Genomic DNA, 14881 nt, shown 5'->3' with positions numbered 1-14881 from the left:
ACCCGGGCACGCACCCGACGGGCCGGCACCCCCTGATCCAGGGCGGGTGCCGGCCCGTCGGCGTCCGGGCGGCCCGGACGCCGGAACGGCCCGGCCCGGCGGGCTCAGCGCAGCGACAGCGGGAGGCCCTTGACGATGCCCGCCTTGACCAGCCGCCCGGCCGCGCCGGTCAGCACCCGGGGCCGCACCGAGTCGTCGCGGTGGATCAGCTGCACCAGCGCCTCGCCGCGCCCCAGGCTCAGGCACTGGGTGGCGTACCGGAACGCGAACGGCTTGCCGGTGCGGCCGGTGAGCAGCTTCGCCAGGTAGCGGCCCTGCGGCATCGCGGTGGCGCAGGCCATCCGCAGTTCGCCGATGCCGGGCACCTCGACGGCGGCGGCGTCCCCGACCACGTGCACCTCGGGGTGCGAGAGCGAGCGCAGGTGGTCGTCGACCAGGGCGCGGCCGCGCGCGTCGACGGCCAGGCCGGCCGCGGCGGCCAGCGGGTGCGGCTCCAGCGAGGCGGCCCACACCACCACCTCCGCCGGGACGTCCCCGTCCTCGCCGCAGGTGAGGCCGGACGCGGTGACGGCGGTGACCCGGCGGTGCTCGTCGACCCGGACGCCGAGGCGGCCGAGCACCGCCAGGACGTGCGCCCGGCCGCGCTCCGACAGCCAGCCGCCGACCAGGCCGGACGCGACCAGCCGGACCGGCCGGGCCGGGTACGCCTCGGCCAGTTCGGCGGCCAGCTCGATGCCGGTCGCCCCGCCGCCGACCACGGCGAGGATGCCCGTCCCGGGAGCCTGGGCGAGCCGCCGGCGCAGTTCCTCGGCGCGCTCGGCCGAGTACGCGTGCTCGGCCGCGCCCGGCACGCCGCCCCAGGCGGTGCGGCTGCCCAGCGCGTACACCAGGGTGTCGTACGCCAGCCGGCCGCCGTCCTCGGTGCGCACCTCGCGGGCGGCCAGGTCGAGTTCGACGGCCCGGGTGGCCAGGTGCTCGACCCGGCGGCCGCGCAGCACCCGGGCGATCTCGGGGCGGGCCACCGGGTGTCCGGCGGCGATCTCGTGCTGCCGGACGCGGTGGGCGAAGCGCCGTTCCGGGGCGACCAGGGTGACCCTCCCCGGTCCGCGGCCGATCTCGGCGGCGGCGGACAGCCCCGCGTAGCCCGCGCCGATCACCACGATGTGCTTGCCGGTCATCTCGTCCTCCTCGGTCTCCCCGCCGCTGTCACGTTCCGGCGGTTCCGCAAGGGGGACCGGACAGCCCGCCGGAACGTGACAGTGGTGCGGAGGTGATCCGGGTCACGGCGCGGCGGGCCCGGGAACGCGGCGGGGGCCCGCCGGAACGGCGGGCCCCGGCACGGTGGCGGCGGGTGGGCGGGGTCAGTCGACCTCGGCCACCGCCTGGGCGAACTGGGCCTGGTAGAGCCGGGCGTAGGCGCCGTCGGCGGCGATCAGCTCGTCGTGGCCGCCCTGTTCGACGATCGAGCCGTTCTCCATCACCAGGATCACGTCGGCGTCCCGGATGGTGGAGAGGCGGTGGGCGATCACGAAGCTGGTGCGGCCGGTGCGCAGTTCGGCCATCGCGCGCTGGATCAGCACCTCGGTGCGGGTGTCGACGGAGCTGGTCGCCTCGTCCAGCACCAGGATCGAGGGCTGGGCCAGGAAGGCCCGGGCGATGGTGATCAGCTGCTTCTCGCCCGCGCTGACGCCGGTGCCCTCGTCGTCCAGGACGGTGTCGTAGCCCTCGGGCAGGGTCCGCACGAAGCGGTCGACGTGCGCGGCCCGCGCGGCCGCCACGACCTGCTCGCGGGTGGCGGACTCGGCGCCGTACGCGATGTTCTCGGCGATGGTGCCGCCGAACAGCCAGGTGTCCTGGAGCACCATGCCGATGCCGGAGCGCAGTTCCTCGCGGGACATCGCGGCGATGTCCACGCCGTCCAGGGTGATCCGGCCGCCGCTGACCTCGTAGAAGCGCATCAGCAGGTTGACCATGGTGGTCTTGCCGGCGCCGGTCGGGCCGACGATGGCGACCGTGTGGCCGGGCTCGACCTTCAGGGACAGGCCGTCGATGAGCGGCTTGGCGGGGTCGTAGCGGAAGGAGACGTCCTCGAACGCGACCCGGCCGCGGACCTCGGCGGGGCGCTCGGGGTGCTGCGGCTCGGGGGACTGCTCCTCGGCGTCCAGCAGTTCGAAGACCCGCTCGGCGGAGGCGACGCCGGACTGCACCAGGTTGGCCATCGAGGCGACCTGGCTGAGCGGCTGGCTGAACTGTCGGGAGTACTGGATGAACGCCTGCACGTCGCCGATGGACAGCGCGCCGGTGGCCACCCGCAGGCCGCCGACCACCGCGACCAGCACGTAGTTGATGTTGCCGACCAGCATCATCGCGGGCTGGATGATGCCCGAGATGAACTGCGCCCGGAAGGACGCCTCGTAGAGCGCCTGGTTCTCCCGCTCGAAGAGCTCCGCGGCCTCCTGCTGGCGGCCGAAGACCTTCACCAGGCTGTGCCCGGTGAACATCTCCTCGATGTGCGCGTTCAGCTTGCCGGTGGAGCCCCACTGCTTGATGAACTGCGGCTGGGCGCGCTTGCCGACCTTGGTGGCGACCACCACCGAGACCGGCACCGAGACCAGCGCGATCACCGCCAGCAGCGGCGAGATCCAGAACATCATCGCCAGCACGCCGACGATGGTGAGCAGCGAGTTCACCACCTGGCCCATGGTCTGCTGCATGGACTGGTTGATGTTGTCGATGTCGTTGGTGACCCGGCTGAGCACCTCGCCGCGCGGCTGCCGGTCGAAGTAGCTGAGCGGCAGCCGGGACAGCTTCGCCTCGACCTCCTCGCGCAGCCGGAACACCGTCCGGTTGATCGCCAGCGCGGCCAGCCGGCCCTGCACCACGCCGAACAGGATCGCGGCCAGGTAGATGCCGAGCACCCAGAGCAGGACGGTGCCGATGGCGCCGAAGTCCATGCCCTGGCCGGGCGTGAAGTCGATGGTGGAGAGCAGGTCGGCGGTGTGCTGCCCGCCCTTGGCGCGGGCGGCCTCGACGGCGGCTTCCTTGCTGGGGAAGCCGGCGAACCGCGGCCCGGTGGCGCCGGCGACGATCAGGTCGGTCGCCTTGCCGAGCACCCGGGGGCCGACCACCTGGGCGCCCACGCCGAGCACGCCGAAGCCGAGCACGGTGAACAGCAGCGTGCGCTCCGGGCCGAGCAGGCCGACCAGGCGCTTCGCGGAGCCGCCGAAGTCCTTGGACTTCTCGGTGCCCTGCGCGCCCATGAACCGGCCGGGCCCGCCGCCGCCGCGCCGGGCGGCGGCCTCCTGCGAACCGGACGGCACCTCGGTGGCCTCCGGGGCGTCCGGCGCCGCCGCCTTGGCGAGGTCCGGCGGCGTGCCGGGGGCCTCGTCGGCGGGCGGGTTCTCGGGGTTCGAGGGGGTCTCGGAGCTGGTCACGCCGCCTCCTGCTCGGTGAGCTGGGAGAGCACGATCTCCCGGTACGTCGGGTTGTCGGCCATCAGCTCCTGGTGGGTGCCGGTGCCGACGACGGCGCCCTCGTCGAGGACGACGATCCGGTCGGCGTCGCGGATGGTGGAGACCCGCTGGGCGACGATCACCACGGTGGCGTCGCCGGTCTCCCGGGCGAGCGCGGCGCGCAGCCGGGCGTCGGTGGCGTAGTCGAGGGCCGAGAAGGAGTCGTCGAACAGGTAGATCTCGGGCCTGCGGACCAGCGCGCGGGCGATCGCCAGGCGCTGGCGCTGGCCGCCGGAGACGTTGGTGCCGCCCTGGGCGATCGGGGCGTCCAGGCCCTCGGGGAACTTCCGGACGAACTCGGCGGCCTGCGCGGTCTCCAGCGCCTGCCAGAGCTCCTCGTCGGTGGCCTCCGGCTTTCCGTAGCGCAGGTTGGAGGCGACGGTGCCGGAGAACAGGTACGGCTTCTGCGGGACCAGGCCGATGAGTTCGGAGAGCTTGGCCGGGTCGAGTTCGCGGACGTCCACGCCGTCGATCAGCACGCTGCCGCCGGTGGCGTCGAACAGCCGGGGGACCAGGCCCAGCAGGGTGGTCTTGCCGGAGCCGGTGGAGCCGATCACGGCGGTGGTCCGGCCGGGCCGGGCGGTCAGGTCGACGTCGCGCAGCACGGACGCCTCGGCGCCGGGGTAGCGGAAGTCGACGCCGCGCAGCTCCAGGGTGCCGCGGGCGCGCAGTTCGGTGACCGGGTGCAGCGGCGGGACGACGCTGGACTCGGTGTCCAGCACCTCCTGGATGCGCTCGGCGCAGACCTCGGCGCGCGGCACCATCATGAACATGAAGGTGGCCATCATGACGCTCATCAGGATCTGCATCAGGTAGGAGAGGAACGCGGTGAGCGCGCCGATCTGCATGCCGCCGCTCTCGATCCGGTGCGCGCCGAACCAGAAGACGGCGACGCTGGAGACGTTCACGACGCCCATCACGATCGGGAACATCAGCGCCATCAGCCGGCCGACCCGCAGCGCGTAGCCGGCCAACTCGCCGTTGGCGGTGGTGAACCGGGCCTTCTCGTGGTCGTCCTTGACGAAGGCCCGGATGACCCGGATACCGGTGATCTGCTCGCGCATGATCCGGTTGACCGCGTCGATCCGGGTCTGCATGCCGCGGAACTGCGGCCGCATCCGGCCGACCAGCACGACGACCACGGCGCCGAGCGCGGGGACGACGGCGAGCAGCAGGCCGGAGAGCGGCACGTCCTGGTTGAGCGCCATCACGATGCCGCCGACGCACATGATCGGCGCGGCGACCATCAGGGTGAAGGTCATCAGCGCCAGCATCTGCACCTGCTGGACGTCGTTGGTGGTGCGGGTGATCAGGGAGGGGGCGCCGAACTGGTTGAGCTCGCGGGCGGAGAAGTCCTGCACCCGGGAGAACACCGCGGAGCGGATGTCACGGCCGATCGCCATCGCGGTGCGGGCGCCGTAGTAGACCGCGCCGATCGAGCAGGCGGCCTGGGCCAGCGACACGCCGACCATCACCCCGCCGACCCGCAGGATGTAGCCGGTGTCGCCCTTGAGCACGCCGCTGTCGATGATGTCCGCGTTGAGCGTCGGCAGGTAGAGCATGCCGATGGTGGACACCAGCTGCAGCAGCACCAGCAGGGTGATGTCCCGGGAGTAGGGGCCCAGATGGGCGCGTAGGAGTCTGAAAAGCACCGTGACACTCTCGTCTGCGAAGGGGGATGCGCGCATCCCGAATTCGGGTACACGTGGGAAAGCTTCACGTCTGGACGGGTCCTGCCGCTGGTCCTGCACTGCCGGCCCGGGAGTGTGCCAGGTCACGCCACCCCCTTACGGATCGGCTTTCCACCCCCTAGGCTGCTGGTGCCCTCTTGTTACTCGCCGGTTAAGTCGGTGTCGGTCGTCCCACCCGCGGCCGTCGCCCGGCCCTCGGTCCACCCGCCCCCGGAGGTCTCGTTGAGTTCCGCGCAGTCCATGATCGAGCGGCGTCCGCCCTCCGTGGCCCACCTCCTGCTCAGCAGGGTAGAGGCCACCCCGAACGGCGAGGCGTACCGGTACCCGGTTCCGGTGGACGAGCAGGCCGCGGACAGCACGCCGGGCGCCGAGCAGTGGCGTTCGCTGACCTGGGCGCAGGCGCACCGGCGGATCGCCGCGGTGGCGGCCGGCCTGATGTCGCTCGGCATCCGGGCCGAGGACCGGGTCGCGATCGCCTCCGCCACCCGGATCGAGTGGATCCTCGCCGACCTGGGCAACATGTGCGCCGGCGCGGCCACCACCACCGTCTACCCGAGCACCAACGCCGACGAGACCGCGTTCATCCTGGCCGACTCCGGCAGCCGCGCGCTGTTCGCCGAGAACGAGGGCCAGCTGCGCAAGGCCGCCGAGCAGAAGGACGCGCTGCCCGACCTGGAGTGGGTCGTCCTGTTCGACGCCCCCGCGGGCGAGCCGCCGACGGTCGACGGCCTGACCGTGCTGACCCTCGCCGACCTGGAGGAGCGCGGCGCCGCCCACCTCGCCGAGCACCCCGACGCGGTGGACCAGGCGGTCGGCTCGCTCGGCAAGGAGCAGCTCGCCACCCTGATCTACACCTCCGGCACCACCGGCCGCCCCAAGGGCGTCCGGCTGGTGCACGACTGCTGGGCGTACGAGGCGGTGGCCCAGGAGGAGAGCGGGCTGCTGCGCGCGGACGACGTGCAGTTCATGTGGCTGCCGCTGTCGCACGTGTTCGGCAAGACGCTGATCTCCGGGCAGATCGCCACCGGTCACGTGATGGCGGTGGACGGCCGGGTGGACCGGATCATCCACAACCTGCCGGTGATCCGGCCGACCCTGATGGCCTCCGCGCCGCGGATCTTCGAGAAGGTCTACAACGGCATCGCGGGCCGGGCCCGGGCCGAGGGCGGCGCCAAGTACAAGATCTTCATGTGGGCGGCCGGGGTCGCCCGCGAGTACGCGCAGACCGTCCAGGCCGCGCAGGTCGCCACCGGCCGGGAGAGCGCCCCGCTGGGCCTGCGGCTGCGGCACTCGCTGGCCGACAAGCTGGTGTACACCAAGATCCGGGCCGCGTTCGGCGGCCGGCTGCGCGGCGCGGTCTCCGGCAGCGCCGCGCTGGCCCCGGAGATCGGCTACTTCTTCAAGGGCGCGGGCGTCCCGGTGCTGGAGGGCTACGGCCTGACCGAGACCTCGGCCGGCTCCACGGTCAACCGGGCCGAGGACTTCCGGGTCGGCACCGTCGGCCCGCCGCTGCCCGGCACCGAGGTCCGGATCGGCGAGGACGGCGAGATCCTGCTGCGCGGCCCCGGCGTGATGCGCGGCTACCACCGGATGCCCGAGCAGACCGCCGAAGTGCTGGAGCCGGACGGCTGGTTCCACACCGGCGACATCGGCGAGCTCACCGAGGGCGGCTACCTGCGGATCACCGACCGCAAGAAGGACATGTTCAAGACCTCCGGCGGCAAGTACGTCGCCCCCAGCGAGGTCGAGGGCAAGTTCAAGGCGATCTGCCCGTTCGTCAGCAACGTCCTGGTGATCGGCAACGGCCGCAACTACTGCACCGCGCTGATCGGCCTGGACGAGACGGTGCTGATGCCGTGGGCCGCCGAACACGGCCTGGCCGGCAAGCCGTACGCCGAGGTGGTCGCCGACCCGGCCACCGTCGAACTGGTCGACGGCTTCGTGCAGCGCCTCAACGGCGAGCTGCAGCGCTGGCAGACGATCAAGAAGTTCGCGCTGCTCCCGCGCGACCTGGACATCGAGCACGGCGAGCTCACCCCGAGCCTGAAGATCAAGCGCCCGGTGGTCGAGCGGACGTACGCGGACGAGGTCGCCGCGATGTACGCGGGCACCAACGAGGCCTGAGCCCGCGCCCCCTGCGCCCGCCCGCCCACCCGCGCCCGCCCGCACCCGCCCGCCCGTTCCGGTAGCGGTCGGCGGACCCCTTTCGGGTTTCGCCGGCCGCTACCGGACAATGGGCGCATGCCCTCCGCACTCCCCGACGGCGAACCCGTGCCGTCCGACGGCTCGCTGCCCGCCCACGCCCTGCACGGACTCGGCGAGCGGCCGTTCGGCTTCTACCTGCACGTGCCGTACTGCGCCAGCCGCTGCGGCTACTGCGACTTCAACACCTACACCGCCACCGAGCTGCGCTCCTCCGGCGCCGTCGCCTCCCAGGAGACGTACGCCGACAACGTGATCGCCGAGATCCGGCAGGCCCGCCGGGTGCTCGGCGAGGTCGACCTGCCGGTCGAGACGGTCTTCCTCGGTGGCGGCACGCCCACCCTGCTGCCCGCCCGCGACCTGGTCCGGATGCTGGCCGCGCTGCGCGAGGAGTTCGGGCTGGCCCCCGGCGCCGAGGTCACCACCGAGGCCAACCCGGAGTCCGTCGACCCGGCCTACCTGGCCGAACTGCGCGAGGGCGGCTACAACCGGATCTCCTTCGGCATGCAGAGCGCCCGCCCGCACGTGCTCGCCCTGCTCGACCGCCACCACACTCCCGGCCGCCCCGAAGCCTGCGTCGCCGAGGCCCGCGCGGCCGGCTTCGCGCACGTCAACCTCGACCTGATCTACGGCACCCCCGGCGAGAGCGACCAGGACTGGCAGGTCTCGCTGGACGCCGCGATCGGCGCCGGACCCGACCACGTCTCCGCCTACTCGCTGATCGTCGAGGACGGCACCCGGCTCGCCGCCCGGGTCAAGCGCGGCGAACTCCCGATGATCGACGACGACGTGCACGCCGACCGCTACCTGATGGCCGAGACCGCGCTCGCCGCCGCCGGCTACCACTGGTACGAGGTCTCCAACTGGGCCACCACCCCCGAGGGCCGCTGCCGCCACAACGAGCTGTACTGGACCGGCGCCGACTGGTGGGGCGCCGGACCGGGCGCGCACAGCCACGTCGGCGGCGTCCGCTGGTGGAACGCCAAGCACCCCGCCGCGTACGCCCAGGCCCTCGCCGAGGGCCGCACCCCGGCGCTCGGCCGCGAGGTGCTCGCCGACGAGGACCGCCGGGTCGAACGGATCCTGCTCGAACTGCGCCTCGCCGAGGGCTGCCCGCTCGACCTGCTCACCGCCGCCGGCCGCGCCGCCGCCGCCCGGGCCCTCGCCGACGGCCTGCTCGACCCCGTACCGTATGCGGCGGGCCGGGCCGCGCTCACCCTGCGCGGACGGCTGCTGGCGGACGGCGTGGTTCGCGACCTGGTCGACTGAGCGGACGCGGGGCGCGCCGGGGCTCAGTGGGGCGATGCGGGGCGCGGCGGGGCTCGACGGGGTGAAACGCCGCGGGGCGCTGCGGCCAAGTACCCGGTGAAGGAACCGACCAGGGTTCCCCGACCGAGGAGGGACGCATGCGCCCGCGCGAGCAACGCCGCGACCCCGCGCACCCCGACGGCCGGCCACCGGACCTGACCACTCCGGACGGCTTCGGCACGTTCTACCACCAGCACGTCGACGCGATACTCGGCTTCGTCACCCGCCGGGTCGGCGACCCGCACCTGGCCGCCGACCTCACCGCCGACATCTTCGTCGCCGCCCTCGAAGCCGCCGCCGGCTACCGGCCCGAGCGTGGCACCCCGCTCGGCTGGCTCTACGGCATCGCCCGCCACACCGTCGCCGGACACCGGCGCGGCGACGACCGCGAACGCCGCGCGCTCGGCCGCCTGCAGGGCCGCCGGCTGCTCGCCGAGGAGGACATCCTCGCCCTGGAGGAGCGGATCGACGCCCAGCGCGCCGTCCGCGACCTCGCCCAGCGGCACGCCCGGCTCAGCGCCCCGCTCCGCGAGGTCCTCGACCTGGTCGCCCTCGACGGCCTCAGCACCGCCGAAGCCGCCCAGGCCCTCGGCATCGCCCAGGCCACCGTCCGGGTCCGACTGCACCGCGCCCGCCGCCGGCTCGGCGCCGAACGGCACGACCCCCGCCCCGTCCCGACCACCGCCGCACCGATGCTCGAGGTGACCCCGTGACCAGCACCGACCACACCCCGTCCACCACCCGCTTCGAGCGCGCGCTCGGCGAGGAACTGATCGCGCTGGCCGCCGAACGCGCCGCCGGGAGCACCGCCCCCGCCCCCCGCCGCCGCCGGGCGCGCCGCCCGCTGCTCGCCGCCCTCGCGGTCGGCGCGGCTGCCGTCACCGCCGCCCTGGTGCTGCCCGCCGCGCTCGGCGGCGCCCACGGCGGCAACGCCGCGTACGCGGTCACCGAGGAGTCCGACGGCACCATCGCGATCCGGCTGTTCGACCCTGACGGCCTGGACGGCATGGTCGCCGCGGTGCGCGCGCACGGCGTGAAGGCGGCCGGATTCGAAGTCGCGCACGACACCGACACGTGCCCGTCGGCGTCACCCCTGGACTCGGCCGAACCCCTCGCGATGCGCCTCTCAGGCGGACCCAGCGTGCGGTTCGATCCCAAGGACGTCCCGGCCGGCAAGACGCTGCTGCTGGTGATCGAGCACGGGGTGGGCAGGGGCTTCACGTTCCTCACCTGGCTGGTGGACGAGGTGCCGGCCTGCGTGCCGCGGATGATCCCGGACGCCCCGGGCTTCGTCCCCCCGCCGGGCAGCCCGCAGTCGGGCAGCCCGACCGACCTGCCGGCCACGCCGTCCACGCCGTCCCCGCCGGCCGCGTCGGTCACGCCGGCCAAGCCGATCGCGCTCGCCTAGCTCGCTCGGTCCCCGCCCGGGAGGGTCACGAAGTCGATCAACTCCTCGACCCGGCCGAGCAGTTCCGGCTCCAGGTCCTTCCAGCCGTCGACCGCGGCGAGGATCCGCTTCCAGGCGGCGGGGGTGTCCACCGGCCAGCCCAGGCGGCGGCAGACGCCCTCCTTCCACACCTCCCCGCGCGGGACCTCCGGCCAGGCCGGGATGCCCACGGCGGTGGGTTTCACGGCCTGCCAGACGTCCACGTACGGGTGGCCGACGACCAGCACGTGGTCGCCGGTCACCCGTTCGGCGATCCGGTGCTCCTTGGTGCCCGGCAGCAGGTGGTCGACCAGCACGCCCAGGCGGCGGCCCGGGCCGGGGGCGAAGTCCGCGACGATCGCGGGCAGGTCGTCGACGCCCTCCAGGTACTCCACCACCACGCCCTCGATCCGCAGGTCGTCGCCCCAGACCCGTTCGACCAGCTCGGCGTCGTGCCGGCCCTCGACGTAGATCCGCGACTCCCGGGCCACCCGGGCCCGGGCCCCCGGCACCGCGACCGAACCCGACGCGGTCAGCCCCGGTCCGCGCGGCGGGGCCGGCGCCGCCGCGGCCGGGCGCACCAGCGTCACCGGCCGGCCCTCCAGCAGGAAGCCGCGCGGCACCAGCGGGAACACCCGGTGCTTGCCGAACCGGTCCTCCAGGGTGACGGTCAACCCCTCGGCGGTCCGCTCGCAGCGCACCACCGCCCCGCAGAACCCGGTCGCCGCCTCCTCCACCACGAGGTCCCGCTCCGCCGCCACCTCGGGCGCCGGCTGCTGCCGCTTCCACGGCGGGGTCAGATCCGGCCCGTACTCCCTGCTCCGCATGGGCGGCAGTCTACGGAAGCCGACGCCGCGTCAGCCCGGCCCGGCGCGGGCGGGCGCTGTTCCGGTCGGGCGGGGCGTGGCATATTGCCGTCCAGGGCGGCGGACGGTGAACGGCGGACGGCGGGCGGAGGGGCGGGACAGGTGCGCGGACGGTGGCGGGCGGCGGCGGTGGCCGTCGCGGTGGTGCTCGGCGCGGCCGGGTGCGCGAGCGGCGGCGGGGACGCGGTCGCGGGGCGGGCCCCGCGCGAGCTGCGGGACGGGCTGCTGACCGCGGAACGGCTGCCGGCGGGCTACGGGCTGGTCACCGGCGCCGACGACTCGGACGACTCGGACGGTTCGGACGGCTCCGGCGGTTCGGGCGGGTCCGATCCGCTCGACCGGCAGCCGACGGAGTCGCTGGCCCGGATGCCCTGCGAGGAGCTGAACTCCACCCCCTTCCTGGCCCGGTACGCCCCGGCGCTGGAGGAGGCCGCGGTCGGGCTGGCCGGGCTCCCGGCCGCGGGCGGGAGCCGGGGCTGGTACGGCCGGCAGTCGCTGGAGCGCTACCCGCCCGGCCGGGCCGCCGGGGTGCTGGCCGACCTGCGGGCCGTCGCGCTGCGCTGCGCCTCGCCCGGACCGGTGTTCGCCGACGGCGTCCGGAGCGAGCGGCGGGTCACCGTCGAACCGCTCGGCGGCGGCCTGCTGCTGCGGGCCGCCCAGGTCGACGCGGCCGGCGACCCGGTGCTGACCGACCGGATCGCCGTGCTGCGCGACGGCGACGTGCTGCTGGTGGTGCAGGAGGTCGCCGGCCGGGGGGAGGCCGAGCGGCTGCCGATCCTGGTCGACGCGGCGGTGGCCGCCTACCGGGCCGCGCCGAGGCCCTGACCTCCGCGGTCGGTGCGGCTACCCCTCCAGGCCGGGGGCGCCCCAGACCGGGAACCAGCGGGAGAGGTCGGGTTCGATCCGGAGGTCGTCGCGGAGCAGGTTCGAGACCTCGATCTCCAGCGGGTTGTCGCGCTTCTCCTGCCCGGCGACCTTGCACATCGGGTAGAAGGTGCCGCGCTTGTACAGGTAGACCAGGGCCAGCGAGCGGCCCTCGGCGTCCCGGAAGGCGACCAGCGAGCAGAGCAGTTGCGGGCCGAAGCCGTTCGCCTCCAGTTCGCTGTTGACCGCGTGCAGGTCGTTGACCAGGTCGGGCAGCTCGTCCGGGGTGTGCCGGGCGAGCAGCCAGGAGTACCCGTAGGCGTCCCGGGACGCCTCGACGGGGACGCCGCCGCGTGCGGTGTCCGCGTCCAGCAGGGCCCGGACCTGCTGCTGGACCTCGGTGAACGCGGCGCCCTCGACGGCGGCGAAGCAGACCGAGCCGAGGCCGGTCGGCAGGAAGCCCTTGGCGGCCCGCAGGGTCAGTGCCGCCGACGGGACGCCGAACAGCTGGTCGAGGTCGGGCTTGACCGGCTTGCTCCGGCCGAACAGGGCGTCCAGGAATCCCACGTGCAGCGCTCCTCGGTTCGTCGGGTCGTCGGTTCGTCGGGTGGTCGGTTCGGTGGTCGGTTCGTCGGACGGCCGGGCTCACTGCCCGAGTTCGTCGGAGACCTTCCGCAGCTGCGCCAGCCGCTGCTCCAGCGACGGGTGGGTGGAGAACAGCCGGGAGGCGGCCTCCTTGGCGCTGAGGGCCGGGGCGAAGTAGAAGGCGTTGTACGGCTGGGCCTGCCGCAGGTCCTTGGTCGGGATGGCGGCGATCTGCCCGGTGACCTTGGTCAGCGCCGAGGCCAGCGCGGCGGGCCGGCCGGTCAGCTGGGCGGCGGCCCGGTCGGCGGCCAGTTCGCGGTAGCGGGACAGCAGCCTGGTCAGCAGGAAGCTGATCGCGTACACCACCATCGAGGCGAGCGGGACCAGCACCATCGCGATCGCCGCGTTCTGGTCGTTGCTGTTCCGGTTGCCGCCGCCCATCATGCCGCCGTACAGGGCGATCCTGGTCATCGCGCCGGCCAGCACGCCGAGGAACCCGGCGACCGTCATCACCGCGACGTCCCGGTGCGCGACGTGCGACAGCTCGTGGGCCAGCACGCCCTCCAGCTCCTCCGGCTCCAGCCGGCGCAGCAGGCCGGTGGTCACGCAGATCACCGCGTTCTGCGGGTTGCGGCCGGTGGCGAAGGCGTTGGGCATGTCGTTGTCGGCGACCGCGACCCGGGGTTTGGGCATGTCGGCCAGCGCGCAGAGCCGGTCGACCGCGCCGTGCAGCTGCGGGTACTGCTCGGGGGTCACCCGGTGGGCGCCCATCGCCCGCTCGGTGATCCTGTCGGAGAACCAGAACTGGGCGACGAACAGGCCGCCGGAGATCAGCACGACCAGCGGCCAGGCGCCGCGCAGCAGCACGATCAGCAGGCCGGTGAAGCCGACGTAGACCAGTCCGATCAGGAACATGGTGGTGACCATCCGGCCGGTCAGGCCGCGGTCGGGGGTGAACCGGGAGTGCCGGGACGCCGACATCGCTGCTCCTCCTCTGCCTCGCGCGGGCCGGACCCGGCCGCTCGGCCGGCCGCCCCGCTCGCCTTCGATGCTGCCACCGGCCGGGCCCGCGGGCACCATCCGAAACGGGTCGAATCCGCCCGGAACCCGACACGCCGGGCGCCCGGGCGGGCCGCATTCGGACGAGGATCACGCGGGCGGACCGTTCCTGCCGTCAGGCCCGGGCCGTACACTGGCAGATACGGTGCTGGCACTCTGACCGGTTGAGTGCCAGGCCGGCCCGGACAGCGGAACGACGGACGACGACGGAGGTGCGTGCCCCATGCCGGACGACGGCAAGCCCGACGGCCGACTGATCGACCCGCGGCCGTCCGTCCGACCGCTCGACGAGCGGCGGCTCGCGGTGCTCCGGGCGATCGTCCAGGACTACGTGGGCACCGAGGAGCCGGTCGGCTCCAAGGCCCTGGTGGAGCGCCACAACCTGGGCGTCTCCCCGGCCACCGTCCGCAACGACATGGCCGCGCTGGAGGAGGAGGGGTACATCCACCAGCCGCACACCAGTGCGGGCCGGATCCCCACCGACAAGGGCTACCGGCTGTTCGTCGACCGGCTGGCCGAGGTCAAGCCGATGACCCCGCCGGAGCGCCGGGCGATCCGGCACTTCCTGGAGGGCGCGGTCGACCTGCACGACGTGGTGGCCCGGACGGTGCGGCTGCTCGCGCAGCTGACCCGGCAGGTCGCGGTCGTCCAGTACCCGTCGCTGACCCGTTCCACCGTGCGGCACATCGAACTGGTGTCGCTCACCCCGACCAAGCTGATGCTGGTGCTGATCACCAACACCGGCCGGGTCGAACAGCGGATGGTCGACTGCCCCGCCCCGGTCGGCGAGGCCCTGCTCGGCGATCTGCGGGCCAGGCTGAACGGCATGGCGGGCGGCTGCCGGCTGCCCGAGGTGCCGACCGTCCTGGAGGACCTGCCGGCCGGCTTCGAGCCCGCCGACCGGCCCACCGTCAGCACCGTGCTGACGGTCCTGTTCGAGGCCCTGGCCGAACAGAACGAGGAGCGGATCATGCTGGCGGGCACCGCCAACCTGACCCGCTTCGGCCACGACTTCCCGCTCACCATCCGCCCGGTCCTGGAGGCCCTGGAGGAGCAGGTGGTGCTGTTGCGCCTGCTGGGTGAGACGACGGACTCGGCGATGACGGTCCGGATCGGCCACGAGATCGCCTACGAGGGGCTCAATTCCACGTCCGTCGTCTCGGTCGGTTACGGTTCGGGCGACCAGAGCGTGGCAAAACTGGGAGTGATCGGTCCGACCCGGATGGATTACCCGGGCACAATGGGGGCGGTGCGCGCGGTGGCACGGTACGTCGGCCAGATCCTGGCGGAGTCGTAACGGCAACGGCGCAGCGGAACGGCGCAACAGGCAGCGTGCTGTCGCAGGCACTTCAAGAGGCGGAACAAAGC

General features: G+C 73.8%; 12 protein-coding genes. 6 read left to right on the top strand and 6 right to left on the bottom strand.

From position 1 onward, the window contains the following. Positions 1-104: 104 nt before the first annotated feature. The 3 genes from KSE_RS12640 to KSE_RS12630 all read right to left on the bottom strand — a co-directional run bounded on the left by KSE_RS12640 (position 105) and on the right by KSE_RS12630 (position 5164). Positions 105-1178: an NAD(P)/FAD-dependent oxidoreductase gene (locus KSE_RS12640; RefSeq protein ID WP_014135706.1), complete on the bottom strand. Its 1074-nt coding sequence runs from the start codon at positions 1176-1178 to the stop codon at positions 105-107. A gap of 183 nt (positions 1179-1361) precedes the next feature. Beyond that, a complete protein-coding gene (locus KSE_RS12635; protein ID WP_051055806.1) occupies positions 1362-3260 on the bottom strand; it encodes an ABC transporter ATP-binding protein in 1899 nt (632 codons plus the stop codon). A 170-nt stretch (positions 3261-3430) separates the two neighbouring features. Next, a complete protein-coding gene (locus tag KSE_RS12630; protein ID WP_014135704.1) occupies positions 3431-5164 on the bottom strand; it encodes an ABC transporter ATP-binding protein in 1734 nt (577 codons plus the stop codon). Positions 5165-5425: 261 nt separating this feature from the next. Between KSE_RS12630 and KSE_RS12625 the strand changes: the two genes are divergently transcribed. The 4 genes from KSE_RS12625 (at position 5426) to KSE_RS12610 (ending at position 10121) form a co-directional block, all read left to right on the top strand. Then, positions 5426-7327: an AMP-dependent synthetase/ligase gene (locus KSE_RS12625; RefSeq protein WP_041293887.1), complete on the top strand. Its 1902-nt coding sequence runs from the start codon at positions 5426-5428 to the stop codon at positions 7325-7327. A 117-nt stretch (positions 7328-7444) separates the two neighbouring features. Next, positions 7445-8674 carry a radical SAM family heme chaperone HemW gene (gene hemW / locus KSE_RS12620; RefSeq protein WP_014135702.1) on the top strand — a complete coding sequence of 410 codons (1230 nt, stop codon included), beginning with the start codon at positions 7445-7447 and terminating at the stop codon, positions 8672-8674. 137 nt (positions 8675-8811) lie between these two features. Then, a complete protein-coding gene (locus KSE_RS12615) occupies positions 8812-9426 on the top strand; it encodes an RNA polymerase sigma factor (RefSeq protein ID WP_014135701.1) in 615 nt (204 codons plus the stop codon). Next, on the top strand, positions 9423-10121 hold the full coding sequence (locus tag KSE_RS12610) for a hypothetical protein (protein ID WP_014135700.1): 699 nt from the start codon (positions 9423-9425) through the stop codon (positions 10119-10121). The genes KSE_RS12615 and KSE_RS12610 overlap by 4 nt, the downstream gene beginning before the upstream one ends. Here KSE_RS12610 and KSE_RS12605 read toward each other — a convergent pair. Further along, positions 10118-10966 (bottom strand): DUF3097 domain-containing protein, encoded by an 849-nt coding sequence (locus KSE_RS12605; protein WP_014135699.1) that lies wholly within the window; start codon positions 10964-10966, stop codon positions 10118-10120. The two genes, KSE_RS12610 and KSE_RS12605, sit on opposite strands and share 4 nt — an antisense overlap. A 141-nt stretch (positions 10967-11107) precedes the next feature. Between KSE_RS12605 and KSE_RS12600 the strand changes: the two genes are divergently transcribed. Further along, the gene (locus KSE_RS12600; RefSeq protein ID WP_033258258.1) at positions 11108-11830 is read left to right on the top strand and encodes a hypothetical protein; all 723 of its coding nucleotides are present in this window, start codon (positions 11108-11110) and stop codon (positions 11828-11830) included. 18 nt (positions 11831-11848) lie between these two features. On the opposite strand, the gene pspAB is transcribed toward KSE_RS12600, so the two are convergent. Continuing rightward, a complete protein-coding gene (gene pspAB, locus KSE_RS12595; RefSeq protein WP_014135697.1) occupies positions 11849-12436 on the bottom strand; it encodes a PspA-associated protein PspAB in 588 nt (195 codons plus the stop codon). Positions 12437-12514: 78 nt separating this feature from the next. Continuing rightward, positions 12515-13435, bottom strand: a complete 921-nt coding sequence (gene htpX, locus KSE_RS12590; RefSeq protein WP_014135696.1) for a zinc metalloprotease HtpX — start codon at positions 13433-13435, stop codon at positions 12515-12517. Between the two features lie 301 nt (positions 13436-13736). Here htpX and hrcA point away from each other — a divergent pair, with 301 nt between their 5' ends. Beyond that, positions 13737-14810: a heat-inducible transcriptional repressor HrcA gene (gene hrcA / locus KSE_RS12585; RefSeq protein ID WP_014135695.1), complete on the top strand. Its 1074-nt coding sequence runs from the start codon at positions 13737-13739 to the stop codon at positions 14808-14810. The last annotated feature ends 71 nt before the right edge of the window (positions 14811-14881 follow it).

Source organism: Kitasatospora setae KM-6054, from assembly GCF_000269985.1.
Classification (GTDB): Bacteria; Actinomycetota; Actinomycetes; order Streptomycetales; family Streptomycetaceae; genus Kitasatospora; species Kitasatospora setae.
The sequence above is the reverse complement of the archived record's forward strand: the minus strand, read 5'-3'. Positions and strand labels throughout refer to the sequence as shown.

Excerpts from the sequence above, each read along its gene's own strand:
- KSE_RS12640 (WP_014135706.1), bottom strand. The coding sequence starts at position 1,178 with ATGACCGGCAAGCACATCGTGGTGATCGGCGCGGGCTACGCGGGGCTG.
- KSE_RS12635 (WP_051055806.1), bottom strand. The coding sequence starts at position 3,260 with ATGGGCGCGCAGGGCACCGAGAAGTCCAAGGACTTCGGCGGCTCCGCG.
- hemW (WP_014135702.1), top strand. The coding sequence starts at position 7,445 with ATGCCCTCCGCACTCCCCGACGGCGAACCCGTGCCGTCCGACGGCTCG.
- KSE_RS12615 (WP_014135701.1), top strand. The coding sequence starts at position 8,812 with ATGCGCCCGCGCGAGCAACGCCGCGACCCCGCGCACCCCGACGGCCGG.
- KSE_RS12605 (WP_014135699.1), bottom strand. The coding sequence starts at position 10,966 with ATGCGGAGCAGGGAGTACGGGCCGGATCTGACCCCGCCGTGGAAGCGG.
- htpX (WP_014135696.1), bottom strand. The coding sequence starts at position 13,435 with ATGTCGGCGTCCCGGCACTCCCGGTTCACCCCCGACCGCGGCCTGACC.
- hrcA (WP_014135695.1), top strand. The coding sequence starts at position 13,737 with ATGCCGGACGACGGCAAGCCCGACGGCCGACTGATCGACCCGCGGCCG.